Origin of the sequence: Streptococcus sp. k-402, assembly GCF_013277515.1 — a bacterium.
Taxonomy (GTDB): domain Bacteria; phylum Bacillota; class Bacilli; order Lactobacillales; family Streptococcaceae; genus Streptococcus.
This window is the reverse complement of sequence record NZ_VMNB01000003.1, coordinates 40,196-57,157: the sequence shown is the minus strand read 5'-3', so window position 1 is coordinate 57,157 and position 16,962 is coordinate 40,196. Positions and strand designations below refer to the sequence as shown.

Sequence of the window (16,962 nt, the reverse complement as noted above, 5' to 3'; positions counted from 1 at the left end):
TTACTTCCCTTTTCTATCTACCTCTTGTATAACCTGTCGTAGCATGTTTGCACGAAGGACTGGAGCTTCTTCTCCTAGAACGCGATCCAAAGCTACTGATACTAGCAAATTCATCTCCTGCTTGGTCATCAATCCCTGCTCAACCAAAAGCTGTAGAATATCCTCATAAATTTCTTGACTGACCCGCTCACCAATCGAGTAAAGCAGCTCCCTGAGCATTTCATGATGACTAGAAAACTCAATCCGTCCTATACGAATATAGCCTCCGCCACCACGCTTACTTTCAACCAAGTAGCCTCTACTTTCAGTAAATCGTGTCTTGATCACATAGTTAATCTGACTAGGGACAACCTGAAAGGTATCTGCCAACTGACTACGTTGCAACTCCACGATACCAGATTGATCTAAAATCGCCTTGATGTAGGCCTCAATATGATCCGATGTATTTTTAAATCTCATTACAAACCCACCTCTCTCTTTAAACCTTGACTATCTTTGACTATTATACCGAAATTTTCTCATTTTTAAAAGAAAAAGGGCGCTGGTAAAGGATAATCTTCACCAACTCCCTATTTTTCTACTTATCTAAGCCTAATTCTGCTAAGATTTGACGTTTGTAGGCAATCTTTTGGACTTCCTTGTCCTCATCTTCAGACCAATCTAGTTTAATTTCTGAAACAATCTGCCCAGGGCGATTTTTCAAGATATAGATGCGGTCGCTGAGACTGAGGGCCTCCTCGATACTATGCGTGATGATCAAGGTTGTTAGCTGCAACTGCTTGTGAATCTCAAGGTACCAAGCGTGTAGTTCCATCTTGGTCATCTCATCCAAGGCGCTAAAGGCCTCATCCAAGAGAAAGAGCTTGTGCCCGAAAAGGTAGGTTCGAAGCAAGGCTACACGCTGGCGCATCCCACCACTAAGTTCATGAGGATACTTGTCCCGTACAGCTGTCAACTGGAAGGTCGCAAGAATTTCATCCGCGCGAGCAATAGCTTCCGCCTTATCCACCTTTTGAATCAAGAGGGGCAGAATGATATTACCAAGCACCGTCTTGTGCTCCAAGAGCAAGTCCTTTTGCAACATATAACTCACGCGCCCCTTGGGATTTTCTTCACCATCAAGGACAATTCTCCCTGACTGAACTTCTAAAATCCCTGCGATCAGATTAAAGAGGGTGGTCTTTCCTACACCACTTGGACCTAGGATGGAAACCACTTCACCTGAAGTCACTTTCAGATTGATGTCCTCTAAAATCCTCTCCTGACCATAGGCATAACTGACGTGTTCTAGTCTAATTTCTGTCATTATTTCACAAATTCGTTAGTGAAGCCTTTATCTGTCAAGTCTTCTTTAAGGATACCATTTTCTTTATCCCATTTGTAGAAGGCATTCCAGCGAGCTGCATCAAATTGACCCCATTTTTCCTTGTCGCTTGCGTATTCTTTTGACAAGTATTTTTGAGATTCGATGACAAAGTCACGTTTTTCCTTGAGTTCAGGTGCATTCTTAATGAGGATACCCGCAGCTTCTTCTGGATGTTCCATAGCGTATTGGTAGCCTTTTTTGATAGCTTGGATAACTTTGCGAGCTTCTTCCTTGTTGTCTTTCAAATAGTCGTTGTTGGCGATGATAACTGGTGAGTAGTAGTCAAATTCTTTAACGTAGTCTTTCAAGTACATGAAATTAGCATCTACACCTTGAGATTTAGCAAGGATACCATCCCAACCGTAGTAGATCCAAGCAGTGTCAAATACTCCATTGGCAATCGGTGTGATAGAGTTTGAATCGTTGTTTGGTACTTTTTCGACTTTATCAAAGTCCCCACCTTGTGACTCTACCAATGTTTTCAACATAGCAAGTTCAGTTGGGTCATTCCAAGTTCCGTATTTCTTCCCAACCAAGTCTTTAGGACTATTGATATTGTCAGACTTACGAGAGATGATTCCTGATGTATTGTGTTCAACAATAGCTGCAACGGCAGTAATTCCTGCCCCTTTTTCCAATTTCTTAGCCATGTAGTCTTGGAAATAAACTGCAAATGGTGCCTTTCCGTTAATAACCAAGTCAGAAGAACTTTCTTCTGGTGGCAATTTCAAATCAACATCCACTCCAGCTTCCTTGAAATAGCCTTTTTCCTTGGCAACATAAAGCCCTGTGTGGTTGGTATTTGGTGTCCAGTCTAGGATAAAGTCGATCTTCTTGAGTTCTGCCTCTTTGTTGTCCTTAGAAGCAGTTCCTTGACCACAGGCTACAAGCACAACAGCTACAAGAGCTGTCACAAGCGTTAAAAACACTTTCCATGTTTTCTTCATTTTGATTTCCTCTTTTCTTTTTCAGAAACATTCTAATTCTACGAACGTTTCCATTTAATAACATATTTTTCACTGACATCGACCAATTTCATACCCAGAAGGCTGATAATCGATACCAGAATAATAATAGCAAACATGGTATCATACTGAAACAGTTTCTTGGACTGAATCATGTAGACACCTAGTCCTTCAAAGCCTCCCAACCACTCAGATACCACTGTTGTGATAAAGGCGTAGGAGACACTGACCCTCAGACCTGCATAAAAGTAAGGCAGACTGACTGGAATTTTAAAATGCCACAGGATTTGCCAAGGCTTGGCCCGCATCAGACTAAACAAGGTCAGCATATCCTTGTCACAATGCCTAAAACCGTCCAAAATGCTGACGATGATGGGGAAGGTTGTCGTCAAGATAATCAAGACAATCTTGGGCAGAATGCCATAACCTAGCCACAAGACCAGGATAGGGGCTATAGCAATAGTCGGGATAGTCTGAACAACCACCATCATAGGGTAAATCAGGTCATTGAGCCAAGTCAAACTATCCATAAGTACAGCCATGAGACAGGCAATCAAGACTCCCAAAATTAGACCTAGCAAAGCCACTCTCAAGGTCGCCCAGCTATGGTGCCAGAGAAATTCTCTATCACGCACAAAAGACTGGAGGATTTCAAGAGGTGTCGGCAGGATAAACTTGGGGAGAAGTTTAAGCAAACCTGCTAACTGCCAGATTGACAAAACTCCGAGAAAGCCCAATAGACTAATGTGTCGTCTCAGTATACTTTTCAAGTTTCTCATCAATACTTAAAATCTCTCCTACATTTATTTTGACATTGGCAAAGACATTATCTGCCTCCTGCCCTGCCACTTCCAGCGCTTCTTTGAGAATGCGCATGAGCTCATCAAACTCCCCTTCCAAGACCGTTTCAAATGGTGTCACCACCATGGTCACTTCTTGAGCTTGCAGATAAGCAATGACCTGATCGATAACAGCTATCCGATCAATCCCCTGTGCTAGGGGTAAAACTTGCAAGGCAATGCTTGCTTTCATAAAAACCTCCTCTTCTCGTTTTCCTTTGACAAAAAGAAAAACCTTTACCATATATGGAAAAGGTCAAGAATAGACTAAGTATCGTTCCCTACGCTGGCATTACCCAGATCAGGTGCGGTCGAAGTTTAACACTTCCTCTCAGACTGTACACAGACTCCCATATATTATATAGATATATGATAGCGCAAAATAAGAAAAATGTCAAGGAAACTGCTTACAGAAAAGAGCAGGAAAAATTTTCTACTCCAATTTTCTATACTCGTTCTCCATCACTGTTTACTCTGTAGCCATCCACCGTCGTATTGACAGCTAAGACGCCTGAAGAGTAAGAATAATACCACTTACCAGAAACTTGATACCAGCCTGTTTTCATTGCCCCTGGACTATCCAGATAATACCACGAGCCATTTTCCTTTAACCATCCTGTCTGCATTTCACCAGATGATTTCAAATAATACCAGCTAGAACCATCTTTCAACCATCCCGTTGATTTAGACCCATTTGATTTGAAATGATACCAACTACCATTTATTTTCTTCCAACCGACAGTCAATCCAGTATTTGAGCTATAATTAGAGCTATTTCCTGATTGATTCTGATAATTCTGTGAAGAAGTCACCCCCTCTAGCTGTATATAACGACGACTTCCGTTATAAGCCGTATAACTCAACCACTTGTAGCCATCTTTTTCGAGAATTTGATCATAATGAACCTTCTCCCCAGGATAATAGTAATCAATCGCAGTTGCGCTAACTAATGGCTGATTTTTGATAGCAGACTTAGACTTGAAATAATGTGTTCCTCCTGTTGAAACTGAGGTTTGACTATTCCCAACACTGCCACCAGCCAAATCTTTAAAATGAATAAATCCTGTCATCATATTTGCTTTTATACTTCGTTTATTATAGGCTTCTGTATAACCATAGTTATATTCCTCGATCTCAATCTGATCTCCCATTACATTTGACACCCAGGCAACATGCCCATAAATTCCTGCAGTAGACCAAGCAATAGAGCCAATCGTCGGTGTATTATCTACACGATAGCCTTCACGACGAGCACGATGTCCCCATTCATTCGCATTTCCATAAGCCTTTGCAATCTCAAAACCATTGACACTACTCAAACGAAAGGCTGCAAAAGAAGTACACTGACGAGAGTACATGCGCCACTGATCAATTTCCTGACTCCCATTTTTATAGTAAGCAGGATAATCATCCCCACGCGCAATCGATCCATTTCCTCCAGAATAGGCATATACACTATTACCCGCTGCTAACATCAATCCTACTACTAAAAAGGGAACAATCTTTTTAGCTGATTTTCTGAAAGAAAACCTTGTCTCTGTTACTTTAAACGGTAAAATTTTAATTCTTCCTCCTTGAAAAATAATATAAATCGAAGATTGCCTTCACTTAAACTATTCGGAGAAAAAAGAAAAAGTGAGAAAATTTCTCACTTTAGTCAAGATAATGAATCAAATTCTTTTCAGTAAGGATATCTGAGTAAGTAAAGGATTCAACGTAAACATTAGCTTGTTTATCTCCTTCCACATTCCCAAATTCCACAATAAATAGGGATGGATACACTTCAATTAACTTACCCAATCTATTTTTTTGGCGCTTACGTCCATTTTCCAAGGTCATTTCAATTACATGACCCTCATGTGCCTTGATTTCCTCTTTGATTTTTTTCATCTTAGCTACATCTGTAAATGCATCTGTCATTTTATGCCTCCCTTTTTGAGATACTTGAAAATTTATTGTATTCTTTTTGGAAAATCAATTCCACTGTTCCACGAGCTCCACTACGGTTTTTCTCGATAATAACTTCTACCTTATTATTTGGTATGCCTTCCTCTTCTTCACCACCACGCTCATAGTAGTCATCGCGATAGAGAAAAGCTACGATATCAGCATCCTGCTCAATAGACCCAGATTCACGAATATCAGACAAGACTGGTCTTTTATCCTGACGTTGTTCTACACCACGAGAAAGCTGACTTAGAGCAATTACAGGAACTTTCAGTTCCTTGGCTAAGATCTTCAACTGACGTGAAATTTCTGAAACTTCTTGTTGACGATTTTCTCGGCCAGTTCCCGTGATAAGCTGCAAATAGTCTATCAAAATCAAACCAAGATTTCCAGTTTCTTGAGCCAGTTTACGAGAACGAGAACGAATCTCTGTAATCCGAATCCCTGGTGTATCATCAATATAGATACTTGCATTCGCTAGATTCCCTTGAGCAATGGTATACTTTTGCCATTCCTCATCGGTCAATTGCCCCGTACGGATAGAATGCGACTCAACCAACCCTTCTGCCGCAAGCATACGGTCTACTAGACTTTCCGCACCCATTTCGAGTGAAAAAATAGCAACCGTTTTGTCCAACTTAGTCCCAATATTCTGAGCAATATTCAAGGCAAAGGCTGTCTTACCAACCGCTGGACGGGCTGCTAGAATAATCAACTCCTCCTCGTGCAGACCAGTCGTCATATGATCCAGATCACGATAACCTGTCGCAATCCCTGTAATATCGGTCGTTTGTTGCGAGCGAGCTTCCAGATTTCCAAAGTTGACATTCAACACATCTCGAATATTCTTAAATCCACTTCGATTAGCATTTTCGCTGACATCAATCAGCCCTTTTTCTGCCTGAGCAATGATTTCATCAGCTGGTTGCGAAGCCTCGTAAGCTTGATTGACAGACTCTGTCAACTTGGCGATTAAACGCCGTAGCATTGCTTTTTCTGCAACAATCTTAGCATAATACTCCGCATTAGCAGAAGTTGGCACAGAATTGACAATCTCAACCAAGTAAGACAAGCCACCAATATTCTGTAAATCACCTTGATTATCAAGAATGGTACGAACCGTTGTTGCATCTATAGCATCGCCACGATCGGATAAATCAACCATAGCTTGGAAAATCAAACGATGGGCATACTTAAAAAAGTCCCGAGACTCAATATATTCTCGTACAAAAACAAGCTTACTCTCATCAATAAAGATAGCCCCTAAAACGGATTGCTCAGCTAAGATATCTTGAGGTTGTACTCGTAACTCTTCTACTTCTGCCATCAGACTTCCCTTCCTTTTACAATCTTGTCAAGAAGGTGTAAATTTATCCTTCTTTCACACGAAGATTGATTACACTTGTGATATCTTGATAGATTTTCACTGGCACATCAATCAAACCAACTGCTCGAATCGGAGCTTGTACTTGGATATGACGTTTATCAATCTTAATTCCAAATTGCTTTTGCAATTCTTCTGCAATCTTCTTATTGGTAATAGAACCAAAGGTACGGCCATCTGGACCAACTTTTTCAACAAATTCTACAACCGTTTCTTCTGCTTCAAGTTGGGCTTTAATTGCTTTTGCTTCTGCAATCATCTCAGCGTGAGCTTTCTCTTCGGATTTTTGTTTACCACGAAGTTCACCTACAGCTTGAGCAGTCGCTTCTTTGGCTAGGTTCTTTTTGATAAGAAAGTTTTGCGCATACCCTGTTGGTACTTCCTTAATTTCGCCTTTTTTACCTTTTCCTTTAACATCTGCTAAAAAGATTACTTTCATTCTTCTTTCTCCTTTTCCTTTATTTCATTTAATACAATTTCTGTCAGTTTTTCACCTGCTTCTGACAAGGTTAAATCTTTAATTTGAGCTGCTGCCAAATTAAAGTGACCTCCACCGCCTAACTCTTCCATAATCCGTTGCACATTCAGTTTACTACGACTCCGAGCTGAGATGGATATAAAGCCTTGTGTATTTTTCGCAAGAACAAAACTCGCTTCAATACCTGACATAGCTAACATGGCATCTGCTGCCTTACTAATAACAACTGTATCATAGCATTTCGTGTCCTTAGCCTCTGCTATTAGTACATCTGAACCTAATTTACGCCCCTGTAAAATCAGTTCATTGACCTCACGATATTCTTCAAAATCTGTCGCAGCGATTTCCTGGATAGCAATACTATCGCTTCCGCGCGTTCTGAGATAGCTAGCAACATCAAATGTCCGACTGGTAACTCGCGAGGTGAAATTTTTAGTATCCAACATCATACCAGCCATTAAGACACTTGCTTGCATACGACTCAAACGATTTTTCTTAGAATTCTGGAACTGAATCAATTCTGTTACCAACTCGCTGGCACTGCTTGCACCACTTTCGATATAAGTAATAACTGCATTGTCTGGGAAATCCTGATCCCTTCTATGGTGGTCAATGACGATGGTTTGGGTAAATAAATCATAAAATTCTTTTGATAATGTTAAGGCTGTCTTTGAATGGTCTACAAGAATCAACAAAGAACGATTGGTCACCATCCCCATTGCATCCTTAACAGACAACAACTTCGTAACTCCTTCTTTTTCTAAAAATGAAACAGCTCGTTCAATATCTGGAGACATTTGTTCTTCATCATAAAGAGCATAGCTATTTTCAATCACATTGCTGGCGAACAACTGCATACCTACAGCAGAGCCCAAAGCATCCATATCTAAATTTCTATGCCCAACTACAAACACTTGATCCACACTACGAATCTTATCAGATATGGCTGTCATCATTGATCGAGTACGGGTACGAGTGCGCTTGATGGACGCAGCCGACCCACCGCCAAAGTAGACTGGATTTTTCGTTTCATCATTCTCCTTGACAACCACCTGGTCGCCACCACGTACTTCAGCCAAGTTCAAGTTGAGCAAAGCAACTTTCCCTATTTCATCATGATTTCCATCGCCATAAGAAAATCCCATGCTTAAGGTCAAGGGCAACTGTCTTTGTTTCGACTCTTCTCTGAAAGCATCAATAACAGAAAATTTATCATTCATCAAGCCCTCAAGCACCGTGTAGTCAGTAAATAGATAAAATCGATCCATACTTACCCGACGAGAAAACATCATGTATTTTTCTGAAAACTCTGATATAAAATTAGCTACAAAACTATTGATTTGACTAATATCTGACTCAGAAGTTGCATCCTCCAAATCATCATAATTATCCACAGACACAACTCCAATCACTGGTCGACTCGTTACTAATTCATCTGTTATGGCTTGTTCCCTGGATACATCTACAAAATACAAAACACCGGAAGAAGCATCCATATGAACAGCATAACGCTTCTCACCCAGCTTGGCATAAGTAGACGGATTTCCTACTGAAGCCTTGATAATCGTTTGAACAGCTTCCAAATCAAAATCGCCATCTTCCTTGGTCAAAATCAATTCGGCATAGGGATTAAACCACTCAACCTCTCCAGAAGATAAATTCAATTTCATAACACCTACAGGCATCTGTTCCAATAGAGATGTCAAACTTTCTTCCGCTTGGTGGTTTACATACTGTATCTGTTCTACATCACTCCTTGTATAATGCACTCTCAGTTTCTTAAATAAAAAAACATAGCCTCCTACAAAAAGAAACAAAATGAAAACCGTCAACAGATTATTATTAACAAAAATAATGAAAGTGGATAAGACTCCAAACGCAATCAATCCTACTAGAATAGGAAAGAATGGACTTACATAAAATTTTTTCATTCCAAACCTCTTGGCACCCATTATACCATAATACCCCTCAAAAAGCGACTTTTTAAAAGTGTAATCAGTAATTCTATCAATTATAAGAAAAAGGAGGTTTACAATTCAGCAAACCTACCTTTACACATATTGAAATTAAGATTCTTTAACTTCTAACAGACCAATTTCACCATCTTCACGACGATAAATCACATTGGTTGTTTGATCTTCAACATCCACATAGATAAAGAAATCATGTCCTAACAAATCCATTTGTAGAATAGCTTCTTCCAAATCCATTGGTTTTAAATCAATTTGTTTTGAACGAACAACTTTAGACTGGACAACATTTGAATCTTCCACCAAAGCATCTGTAAATAATTGACTAGTTGCTACCTTATTTTTATTTTTACGCTCAATTTTTGTTTTGTTTTTACGAATCTGACGTTCAATTTTATCAGTTACAAGGTCAATTGAACCATACATATCTTGAGACACATCTTCTGCGCGGAGAGTAATAGATCCAAGCGGAATCGTTACTTCCACTTTAGCCGTTTTTTCACGATAAACTTTTAAGTTAATTCGGGCATCCAACTCTTGTTCTGGCTGGAAGTACTTTTCGATCTTTTCGAGTTTAGAAACTACATAATCACGAATTGCTTCTGTTACTTCTAGGTTTTCACCACGGATACTATATTTAATCATATGAGTACCTTCTTTCTAAACATTTTTGTTTTTATGATTTTATTATAACGCTTTCATTCTATTTTTGCAAATTTTTTCCTCATCTTACAAGGGAAAATGTTTTTACATCCTCAGCACCAGCTTCTTCCAGCAGTTTCTTCACACGATTTATAGTTGTTCCTGTAGTATAAATATCATCTATAAGTAGGATTTTCTTAGGAATGCGGACTCCACTTTTAATAAAGAAAGGAAATTCTGTCTCCAAACGCTCTGAGCGACTTTTAGAAGAACTAGCTCGCTCTTCTCTCTTTTCTAATAAATCCAGATACGCAAAGCCTGCTGCATCTACCAATCCTTCAACCTGATTAAATCCTCTGTTAGCATATCTCTCCTTACTTAATGGAATAACTACAAATTGATACTCTTTGTACTTTTTTAACTCCTCACTTAAAAATGAAACAAACACTTTTCTTAAAAGGAAGTCTCCATCAAACTTATACCGACTGAAAAAATCCTTCATAGCTTGATTGTAAGTAAAAATCGCTCTATGACTGACTTCAACTCCTTCTTTACACCAAAATTGACAATCTTGACACTTTGTTGACAATCCTGTTTTCATACAGTTTGGACAGTACTCTTCTCCAATTCTCTCAAAAGTAGAATCACAATCTAAACAAAGACAGGAGACATCATTCCTCAGAAGTAAGAGACTAATAAAAGTTAAAACAGCCTTCATAGTCTCCCCACACAATAAGCACTTCACAGCCCCGCCTCCTTATTCATCTGCTGAATTTCCTTAATTGCCTTCTTGATTGAAGTATTTAACCCGTCATGGAAGAAAAATAAATCTCCTGTCGGTCTATCCATACTTCGTCCAACTCGTCCACCAATCTGAATCAAACTAGATTTGGTAAACAGACGATGGTTGGCCTCTACTACGAAAACATCCACGCAAGGAAAGGTAACTCCACGCTCCAATATAGTCGTACTGATAAGTATTGTCAGTTCTCCATCTCGAAATGCTTGCACCTGCTCTAATCGATCCTCTGTTACAGAAGATACAAAGCCAATTTTCTCATTTGGAAATTTCTCCTGTAAGATTTCTTTTAACTGCTCCCCTTTCTTAATTTCTGATGCAAAAATGAGTAACGGATAACCTGTCTTTCTCTGCTTATCAATATAGGACTTTAACTTTGGTAACAAACACTTCTTATCTAAGTAGCGATTAAAATCCGATAACCAAATTGGTTTTGGAATAATCAACGGATTTCCATGAAACCGTCTCGGTAAACTCAGTCTTTTTAGTTCTCCTAAACGGACCTTTTTATCTAACTCATCAGTCGAAGTCGCTGTTAAAAAGATTCTCAATCCATTCTCCTTTACACTATTCTTGACAGCGTGGTAAAGCGTGGGATTATCAACATAAGGAAAAGCATCTACTTCATCCACTATCAGCAAATCAAAAGCTTGATAAAACTTCAATAACTGATGGGTCGTCGCAACAACTAGTGGTGTTCGAAAATAAGGTTCCGATTCTCCATGTAGCAAAGCTATTCCGCAAGCAAAATCATCTTGCAGGCGCTTATACAGCTCCAAACAAACATCTATGCGAGGACTAGCCAAACACACTGCACCACCTCCATTAATCACTTTAGCCACTACTTGATAAATCATTTCTGTCTTTCCAGCTCCTGTTACCGCATGAACTAAGGTTGGCTTTTGCTTGTCTACTGCTTGAAGTAGTCCCTCTGACACCTTCTCTTGAAAAGGAGTTAATTGGCCGCGCCATTTGAGAACATCTTGCTTCGGAAAATCCTCCTGCGGAAAATAGTATAAAGCTTGATCACTCCTGACTCGCTTCATCAGTAAACACTCCCTACAATAGTAAGTACCGATAGGTAAATACCATTCTTCTAGAATGGTACTATTACAACGTTGACAGAAAAGTTTCCCTTTCTCCTTTCTCATTGCTGGAAGTTTCTCTGCCAACTGACGTTCTTCTTCAGTTAATTCATTCTCCGTAAACAAACGACCGAGATAATTTGGATTTACTTTCATACTTCTTTATTCGTAAAAATCTAGCGCTTTAGATGATTTTTTAGTACAATTAAATCATGGAATTTAGAACAATTAAAGAGGACGGTCAAGTCCAAGAAGAAATCAAAAAATCCCGCTTTATCTGTCATGCCAAGCGTGTTTATAGTGAGGAAGAAGCTCGTAACTTCATTACTGCCATCAAAAAAGAACACTACAAAGCTACGCATAACTGCTCTGCCTTTATTATTGGAGAACGTAGTGAAATTAAACGTACAAGTGATGATGGTGAGCCTAGTGGTACTGCTGGTGTTCCCATGCTTGGGGTACTAGAAAATCACAATCTCACCAATGTCTGTGTGGTTGTGACACGCTACTTTGGTGGTATTAAACTAGGCGCTGGAAGACTAATTCGTGCTTACGCCGGCAGTGTCGCCTTAGCTGTCAAAGAAATTGGCATCATTGAAATAAAGGAACAGGCGGGCATTGCTATTCAAATGTCTTATGCTCAGTACCAAGAGTACAGTAACTTTCTTAAAGAACATAATCTCATGGAGCTGGATACAAACTTTACAGATCAAGTCGATACGATGATTTATGTTGATAAAGAAGAAAAAGAAACTATTAAAGCTGCACTGGTAGAATTTTTTAATGGAAAAGTCACTTTAACTGATCAAGGTTTACGCGAAGTTGAGGTTCCTGTAAACCTAGTGTAAACAATAGATAATACAGTGTTTCACTGATATTTCCACCGCTACTTTAATTAGCAAAATAAAAAGATGCGTACCAAAATATACTAGAAAATGAAGCAATTCAAACGAAACCTGATATCGTTCTCCTTTACACCTATTTACTAGAATTAGCCTATCACAATCGCTTAAAAATTAATGGCTTAGACCTGTGATATAAAAAAATCCTATCACTTCGATAGGATTTCTATATTTTACAAATGGTATAGATAGCGTTATACTAGAAATATCTTATACAAAGAGGTATTCATATGTCTATTTATAACAACATTACTGAACTAGTCGGTCAAACACCGATTGTTAGACTCAACAACATTGTGCCAGAAGGTGCTGCAGATGTCTATGTAAAACTTGAAGCATTTAATCCTGGTTCATCTGTAAAAGACCGTATTGCCCTTAGCATGATTGAAAAAGCTGAACAAGATGGTATTCTGAAACCTGGTTCTACTATTGTTGAAGCAACAAGTGGAAACACTGGTATTGGACTTTCATGGGTAGGGGCTGCTAAAGGGTATAAAGTTGTCATCGTTATGCCTGAAACTATGAGTGTAGAACGCCGTAAGATTATCCAAGCCTATGGTGCTGAACTCGTCCTTACGCCTGGTAGCGAAGGAATGAAGGGTGCTATTGCTAAGGCTCAAGAAATCGCTGCTGAACGTGATGGCTTCCTTCCTCTTCAATTTGACAATCCAGCTAATCCAGAAGTACACGAAAGAACAACAGGAGCTGAAATACTAGCTGCTTTCGGTAAAGATGGACTAGATGCCTTTGTTGCTGGAGTGGGTACCGGTGGAACGATTTCTGGTGTTTCTCATGCACTCAAATCAGCAAATTCAAACATTCAAGTTTATGCAGTGGAAGCTGATGAATCTGCTATTCTATCTGGTGAAAAACCTGGTCCTCACAAAATTCAAGGTATCTCAGCTGGATTTATTCCTGATACACTTGATACTAAAGCCTATGATGGTATCGTTCGTGTAACATCAGATGATGCTCTTGCACTCGGACGTGAAATTGGTGGAAAAGAAGGCTTCCTTGTAGGGATTTCCTCAGCTGCAGCTATCTACGGAGCCATCGAGATTGCCAAAAAATTAGGTACAGGTAAAAAAGTCCTTGCTCTAGCACCAGATAACGGTGAACGTTATCTCTCTACAGCACTCTATGAATTTGAAGTTTAGTCTCCTAAATACAATTGGCCCTTATTATAGGGCTTTTTATTTTTACCTTGAAAATAGGAAGCTCTCCCTATAAGGATCGACTGCATAGAAAAAAGGAAGCAAATTTACTTCCTTTCTATAATTAGTTATTCAAGGCTGCTGCCATTGTAGCCGCAACTTCAGCTTCAAAGTCGTTTGCAGCTTTTTCGATACCTTCACCAACTTCAAAGCGAGCGAACTCAACTACTGAAGCGTTAACTGACTCAAGGTATGCTTCAACTGTCTTGCTGTCATCCATGATATAAACTTGTGCAAGAAGTGTGTAAGCTTGGTCAACTTTAGTATTGTCAAGCATGAAGCGATCCATTTTACCTGGGATGATTTTGTCCCAGATTTTTTCTGGTTTGCCTTCTGCAGCCAATTCAGCTTTGATGTCAGCTTCAGCTTGAGCGATCACTTCATCAGTCAATTGTGCTTTTGATCCATATTTCAAGTGTGGAAGAGCTGGTTTGTTAACCATTGCACGGCTTTCGTTATCTTGGTCGATAACGTGGTTCAATTGTGCCAACTCATCTTTAACAAATTGCTCATCCAATTCTTTGTATGAAAGAACTGTTGGTTTCATAGCAGCGATGTGCATTGAAATTTGTTTAGCAAGTGCTTCGTCTCCACCTTCGATTACAGAGATAACACCGATACGTCCACCGTTGTGTTGGTAGGCTCCGAAGTGTTGTGCATCTGTTTTTTCAATCAAAGCAAAGCGACGGAATGAGATTTTTTCTCCGATAGTCGCTGTTGCAGATACGTATGCAGCTTCAAGAGTTTCACCTGAAGGCATTGTCAAAGCAAGAGCTTCTTCGTTGTTAGCTGGTTTTCCTTCAACGATTGCTTTAGCTGTTGCGTTTACCAACTCAACAAATTGAGCGTTTTTCGCAACGAAGTCAGTTTCAGCATTTACTTCAACAACTGCTGCAATGTTACCGTCAACATAAACACCAGTCAAACCTTCTGCAGCAACACGGTCAGCTTTCTTAGCTGCTTTTGCCATACCTTTTTCGCGAAGCAATTCAATCGCTTTTTCGATATCGCCTTCCACTTCAACCAATGCTTTTTTAGCGTCCATAACACCAGCACCAGATTTTTCACGCAACTCTTTAACAAGTTTAGCTGTAATTTCTGCCATTTTGATTCTCCTATATTTTTTAAAAATAGGAGAGCCGGGCTAAGCCCCGCCCTCCTAGGTAATTACTATTTATTATGAATTAAGCGTTGTCGCCTTCTACAACTTCAACGATTTCTTCAATTGAATCTGCTTGAGTTTCTGAAGCTGCAAATTCTGCTTCAACTGCTACTGCATCCTCACCTTGACGTCCTTCGATGATAGCATCAGCCAATTTAGCTGTAATCAATTTAACAGCGCGGATAGCGTCATCGTTAGCTGGGATGATTACATCGATATCATCTGGATCAGTATTTGTGTCGACCATCGCTACAACTGGAATTCCCAATTTGTTAGCTTCTTTAACAGCGATTTGCTCTTTATGTGGGTCAACTACGTACATAACATCTGGGATACGAGGCATATCTTCGATACCACCCAAGAATTTTTCAAGACGTGCACGTTGTTTGTTCAGAAGTGCAACTTCTTTCTTAGGAAGAACTTCGAAAGTTCCATCTTCTTCCATACGTTTGATTTCTTTCAAACGAGCGATACGTTTTTGGATTGTTCCCCAGTTTGTAAGAGTTCCACCCAACCAACGGTGGTTGATGAAGTATTGACCTGAACGTACGGCTTCTTCAGCAACTGCATCAGCTGCTTGTTTCTTAGTACCAACGAACAATACAACTGCATCGTTAGCTGCTGCATCACGCATGAAGTCGTATGCTTGGTCAGCGTATTTTACAGTTTGTTGCAAGTCAATAACGTGGATTCCGTTACGCTCTGTAAAGATGTACTTAGCCATCTTAGGGTTCCAGCGACGAGTTTGGTGACCAAAGTGTACACCAGCCTCAAGAAGTTGTTTCATTGAAATTACTGCCATGAGTATTTCTCCTTTTTGTTTTTTCCTCTCCTTGACTTCAACTCGCAAAACGACCCAAGGGCAACTGTTTCACAATTCATCAAGAATGAGTATTATCGTTCACACGACAATTTTTATTCTACCATACTTTTTCGATATTTTCAAGCTATTTTGATGGGATTTTTAATAGTTATTGTCTCTGGTAAAACCTGAAAAAGAGGGCTCTATTCGAGTCCCTCTCTCTAATTAGTCTGCATAAATATATGTTACAAAACCTTCAGAAGTCGTTGTTGGATTAAACCATCCACGGTGGTTTCCAAGTGTACGATTACCTGCATAGTTTGATTCTGATACTTGGATACGTGTTGTTGATTCAACAGCTGTAACAACCGCTACGTGTCCATATCCACCATCGTTCCAACATGCAATTGCTCCAACTTGAGGTGTCGATCCTGTACGGAATCCTGCTGCAGCTGCACTTGTAGCCCACTGTGCTCCATTACCCCAATAGTCTCCAGCCCAAGGTGCTAATGTTTTAACTCCCCAGGTACATTCTCCAATTGGGTAAGTTGAGGCATCCGTGTTATATGTTGGACGTACTTTAGCCTGAACAGGTGCTACTGCAGATTCAGATACTGCTTGTACCTGTGCTGTTAGGTTTGTATTACCTGAAGCAAGTACTGATTGTTGTTGGCTAGCTTGTTTTTCTTTATAAGCCGCTTCTGCTGCTGCTGCTGCACGAGCCTCAGCCTCAGCTGCTGCTTTTTGCTCTAATAGGCTTGCTTTTTCCCCTTCAGCTGTCGCTTTCTCAGCAGCAAGACTCAATTCAGCAGCCTTTAGTTCTGCCTGTTTCGTAGTCAATGCTTGAGCATCATCAGCTAATTTTTGTTGATTAGCAATTACAGTATTGATAGCATCATTATTTGCTACTTGTTTTTCAGAAATAGCTTTTTTATCTGCCTTTTGTTGTTCTAACATTTTGTTATTCGCAGATACGATTTCACTCATTGCAGCAACACGTGAAATAGCTTCTGTAATTGATTTTGAGTTTACGATTGTATTGATGTAGCTAGTTGCGGCTCCATTTGTTTGAGCACTACGAGCTTGTTTTTCTAAAGATTGGTTACGAGAAACAATGTTTTTAGAAAGTTCTGTAATCTCACCCTCGAGTTTCTTAGATTCTGCTTGTAATCTATCATTTTCAGATTGCAAGTTAGATTGCTCTGCTTGAATAGCAGATACTTGCTCCTGAATTTGATCAACTTGTTTTTGTGCTTCTTCTTGTTGTGCTGTTAAGTTACTAATTTTATTATCTTGAGCAGCAATTTTGTCATCAGTCGTTTCTGCATGAGCAGTCGTCAATACTGCTGCCTGGGAAACCATTACTGTACTTAATAAAAGCGAGGCTAAGATTTTTTTCTTCATGGT

At 39.6% G+C, this 16,962-nt stretch carries 18 protein-coding genes, 1 pseudogene and 1 riboswitch; of the genes and pseudogenes, 3 read left to right on the top strand and 16 right to left on the bottom strand.

Annotated elements, in window-relative coordinates:
* The 13 genes from HT724_RS01490 to HT724_RS01430 form a co-directional block, all read right to left on the bottom strand.
* On the bottom strand, positions 1-459 hold the full coding sequence (locus HT724_RS01490) for a CtsR family transcriptional regulator (RefSeq protein WP_173276015.1): 459 nt from the start codon (positions 457-459) through the stop codon (positions 1-3).
* 118 nt (positions 460-577) lie between these two features.
* A complete protein-coding gene (locus HT724_RS01485; RefSeq protein ID WP_061438563.1) occupies positions 578-1,306 on the bottom strand; it encodes an ABC transporter ATP-binding protein in 729 nt (242 codons plus the stop codon).
* The gene (locus tag HT724_RS01480) at positions 1,306-2,313 is read right to left on the bottom strand and encodes an ABC transporter substrate-binding protein (RefSeq protein WP_173276013.1); all 1,008 of its coding nucleotides are present in this window, start codon (positions 2,311-2,313) and stop codon (positions 1,306-1,308) included. Before HT724_RS01480 ends, HT724_RS01485 begins: the two co-directional genes overlap by 1 nt.
* 38 nt (positions 2,314-2,351) lie before the next feature.
* Positions 2,352-3,110, bottom strand: coding sequence for an ABC transporter permease (locus HT724_RS01475; RefSeq protein WP_173276011.1), 759 nt, complete (start codon positions 3,108-3,110; stop codon positions 2,352-2,354).
* Complete coding sequence (locus HT724_RS01470) at positions 3,073-3,363, bottom strand: thiamine-binding protein (protein ID WP_000647659.1); 291 nt, start codon at positions 3,361-3,363, stop codon at positions 3,073-3,075. Before HT724_RS01470 ends, HT724_RS01475 begins: the two co-directional genes overlap by 38 nt.
* A gap of 68 nt (positions 3,364-3,431) precedes the next feature.
* A riboswitch (TPP riboswitch) is annotated at positions 3,432-3,534 on the bottom strand.
* A gap of 82 nt (positions 3,535-3,616) precedes the next feature.
* Positions 3,617-4,735: a choline binding-anchored murein hydrolase CbpD gene (gene cbpD, locus HT724_RS01465; protein ID WP_173276171.1), complete on the bottom strand. Its 1,119-nt coding sequence runs from the start codon at positions 4,733-4,735 to the stop codon at positions 3,617-3,619.
* An 88-nt stretch (positions 4,736-4,823) separates the two neighbouring features.
* Positions 4,824-5,090 carry a Veg family protein gene (locus tag HT724_RS01460; protein ID WP_000128619.1) on the bottom strand — a complete coding sequence of 89 codons (267 nt, stop codon included), beginning with the start codon at positions 5,088-5,090 and terminating at the stop codon, positions 4,824-4,826.
* Between the two features lies 1 nt (position 5,091).
* On the bottom strand, positions 5,092-6,444 hold the full coding sequence (gene dnaB / locus HT724_RS01455; RefSeq protein ID WP_000852490.1) for a replicative DNA helicase: 1,353 nt from the start codon (positions 6,442-6,444) through the stop codon (positions 5,092-5,094).
* Between the two features lie 43 nt (positions 6,445-6,487).
* Positions 6,488-6,940: a 50S ribosomal protein L9 gene (gene rplI / locus HT724_RS01450; RefSeq protein WP_000864214.1), complete on the bottom strand. Its 453-nt coding sequence runs from the start codon at positions 6,938-6,940 to the stop codon at positions 6,488-6,490.
* On the bottom strand, positions 6,937-8,910 hold the full coding sequence (locus tag HT724_RS01445) for a DHH family phosphoesterase (RefSeq protein WP_173276010.1): 1,974 nt from the start codon (positions 8,908-8,910) through the stop codon (positions 6,937-6,939). Before HT724_RS01445 ends, rplI begins: the two co-directional genes overlap by 4 nt.
* A 135-nt stretch (positions 8,911-9,045) precedes the next feature.
* A complete protein-coding gene (raiA, locus tag HT724_RS01440; RefSeq protein ID WP_050073478.1) occupies positions 9,046-9,594 on the bottom strand; it encodes a ribosome-associated translation inhibitor RaiA in 549 nt (182 codons plus the stop codon).
* A gap of 79 nt (positions 9,595-9,673) precedes the next feature.
* A complete protein-coding gene (locus tag HT724_RS01435) occupies positions 9,674-10,336 on the bottom strand; it encodes a phosphoribosyltransferase family protein (RefSeq protein WP_173276008.1) in 663 nt (220 codons plus the stop codon).
* Entirely contained in the window at positions 10,333-11,631 is a 1,299-nt protein-coding gene (locus tag HT724_RS01430) for a DEAD/DEAH box helicase (protein WP_173276006.1), read from the bottom strand. Before HT724_RS01430 ends, HT724_RS01435 begins: the two co-directional genes overlap by 4 nt.
* A 56-nt stretch (positions 11,632-11,687) precedes the next feature.
* On the opposite strand from HT724_RS01430, the gene HT724_RS01425 reads away from it, so the two are divergent.
* From HT724_RS01425 to cysK, 3 genes and pseudogenes are all read left to right on the top strand, one after another.
* Positions 11,688-12,323, top strand: coding sequence for a YigZ family protein (locus tag HT724_RS01425; protein ID WP_173276003.1), 636 nt, complete (start codon positions 11,688-11,690; stop codon positions 12,321-12,323).
* A 104-nt stretch (positions 12,324-12,427) separates the two neighbouring features.
* Positions 12,428-12,511 (top strand): annotated as a pseudogene (locus tag HT724_RS10135) (PH domain-containing protein); the annotation flags it as partial.
* Positions 12,512-12,607: 96 nt separating this feature from the next.
* A complete protein-coding gene (gene cysK, locus HT724_RS01420; RefSeq protein ID WP_023940641.1) occupies positions 12,608-13,534 on the top strand; it encodes a cysteine synthase A in 927 nt (308 codons plus the stop codon).
* A gap of 121 nt (positions 13,535-13,655) precedes the next feature.
* Here the strand turns inward: cysK and tsf are convergent, their stop codons facing one another.
* From tsf to HT724_RS01405, 3 genes are all read right to left on the bottom strand, one after another.
* Entirely contained in the window at positions 13,656-14,696 is a 1,041-nt protein-coding gene (tsf, locus tag HT724_RS01415; protein ID WP_050223249.1) for a translation elongation factor Ts, read from the bottom strand.
* A 79-nt stretch (positions 14,697-14,775) separates the two neighbouring features.
* Positions 14,776-15,555, bottom strand: coding sequence for a 30S ribosomal protein S2 (gene rpsB, locus HT724_RS01410; protein WP_173276000.1), 780 nt, complete (start codon positions 15,553-15,555; stop codon positions 14,776-14,778).
* Positions 15,556-15,780: 225 nt separating this feature from the next.
* The gene (locus HT724_RS01405; RefSeq protein WP_112445445.1) at positions 15,781-16,959 is read right to left on the bottom strand and encodes a CHAP domain-containing protein; all 1,179 of its coding nucleotides are present in this window, start codon (positions 16,957-16,959) and stop codon (positions 15,781-15,783) included.
* Positions 16,960-16,962: the final 3 nt, after the last annotated feature.

What these genes read in the sequence shown, in the direction of transcription:
- HT724_RS01490 (WP_173276015.1), bottom strand. Translation starts at nt 459, where the DNA reads ATGAGATTTAAAAATACATCGGATCATATTGAGGCCTACATCAAGGCG.
- HT724_RS01485 (WP_061438563.1), bottom strand. Translation starts at nt 1,306, where the DNA reads ATGACAGAAATTAGACTAGAACACGTCAGTTATGCCTATGGTCAGGAG.
- HT724_RS01480 (WP_173276013.1), bottom strand. Translation starts at nt 2,313, where the DNA reads ATGAAGAAAACATGGAAAGTGTTTTTAACGCTTGTGACAGCTCTTGTA.
- HT724_RS01475 (WP_173276011.1), bottom strand. Translation starts at nt 3,110, where the DNA reads ATGAGAAACTTGAAAAGTATACTGAGACGACACATTAGTCTATTGGGC.
- HT724_RS01470 (WP_000647659.1), bottom strand. Translation starts at nt 3,363, where the DNA reads ATGAAAGCAAGCATTGCCTTGCAAGTTTTACCCCTAGCACAGGGGATT.
- HT724_RS01460 (WP_000128619.1), bottom strand. Translation starts at nt 5,090, where the DNA reads ATGACAGATGCATTTACAGATGTAGCTAAGATGAAAAAAATCAAAGAG.
- dnaB (WP_000852490.1), bottom strand. Translation starts at nt 6,444, where the DNA reads ATGGCAGAAGTAGAAGAGTTACGAGTACAACCTCAAGATATCTTAGCT.
- rplI (WP_000864214.1), bottom strand. Translation starts at nt 6,940, where the DNA reads ATGAAAGTAATCTTTTTAGCAGATGTTAAAGGAAAAGGTAAAAAAGGC.
- HT724_RS01445 (WP_173276010.1), bottom strand. Translation starts at nt 8,910, where the DNA reads ATGAAAAAATTTTATGTAAGTCCATTCTTTCCTATTCTAGTAGGATTG.
- raiA (WP_050073478.1), bottom strand. Translation starts at nt 9,594, where the DNA reads ATGATTAAATATAGTATCCGTGGTGAAAACCTAGAAGTAACAGAAGCA.
- HT724_RS01430 (WP_173276006.1), bottom strand. Translation starts at nt 11,631, where the DNA reads ATGAAAGTAAATCCAAATTATCTCGGTCGTTTGTTTACGGAGAATGAA.
- HT724_RS01425 (WP_173276003.1), top strand. Translation starts at nt 11,688, where the DNA reads ATGGAATTTAGAACAATTAAAGAGGACGGTCAAGTCCAAGAAGAAATC.
- cysK (WP_023940641.1), top strand. Translation starts at nt 12,608, where the DNA reads ATGTCTATTTATAACAACATTACTGAACTAGTCGGTCAAACACCGATT.
- tsf (WP_050223249.1), bottom strand. Translation starts at nt 14,696, where the DNA reads ATGGCAGAAATTACAGCTAAACTTGTTAAAGAGTTGCGTGAAAAATCT.
- rpsB (WP_173276000.1), bottom strand. Translation starts at nt 15,555, where the DNA reads ATGGCAGTAATTTCAATGAAACAACTTCTTGAGGCTGGTGTACACTTT.
- HT724_RS01405 (WP_112445445.1), bottom strand. Translation starts at nt 16,959, where the DNA reads ATGAAGAAAAAAATCTTAGCCTCGCTTTTATTAAGTACAGTAATGGTT.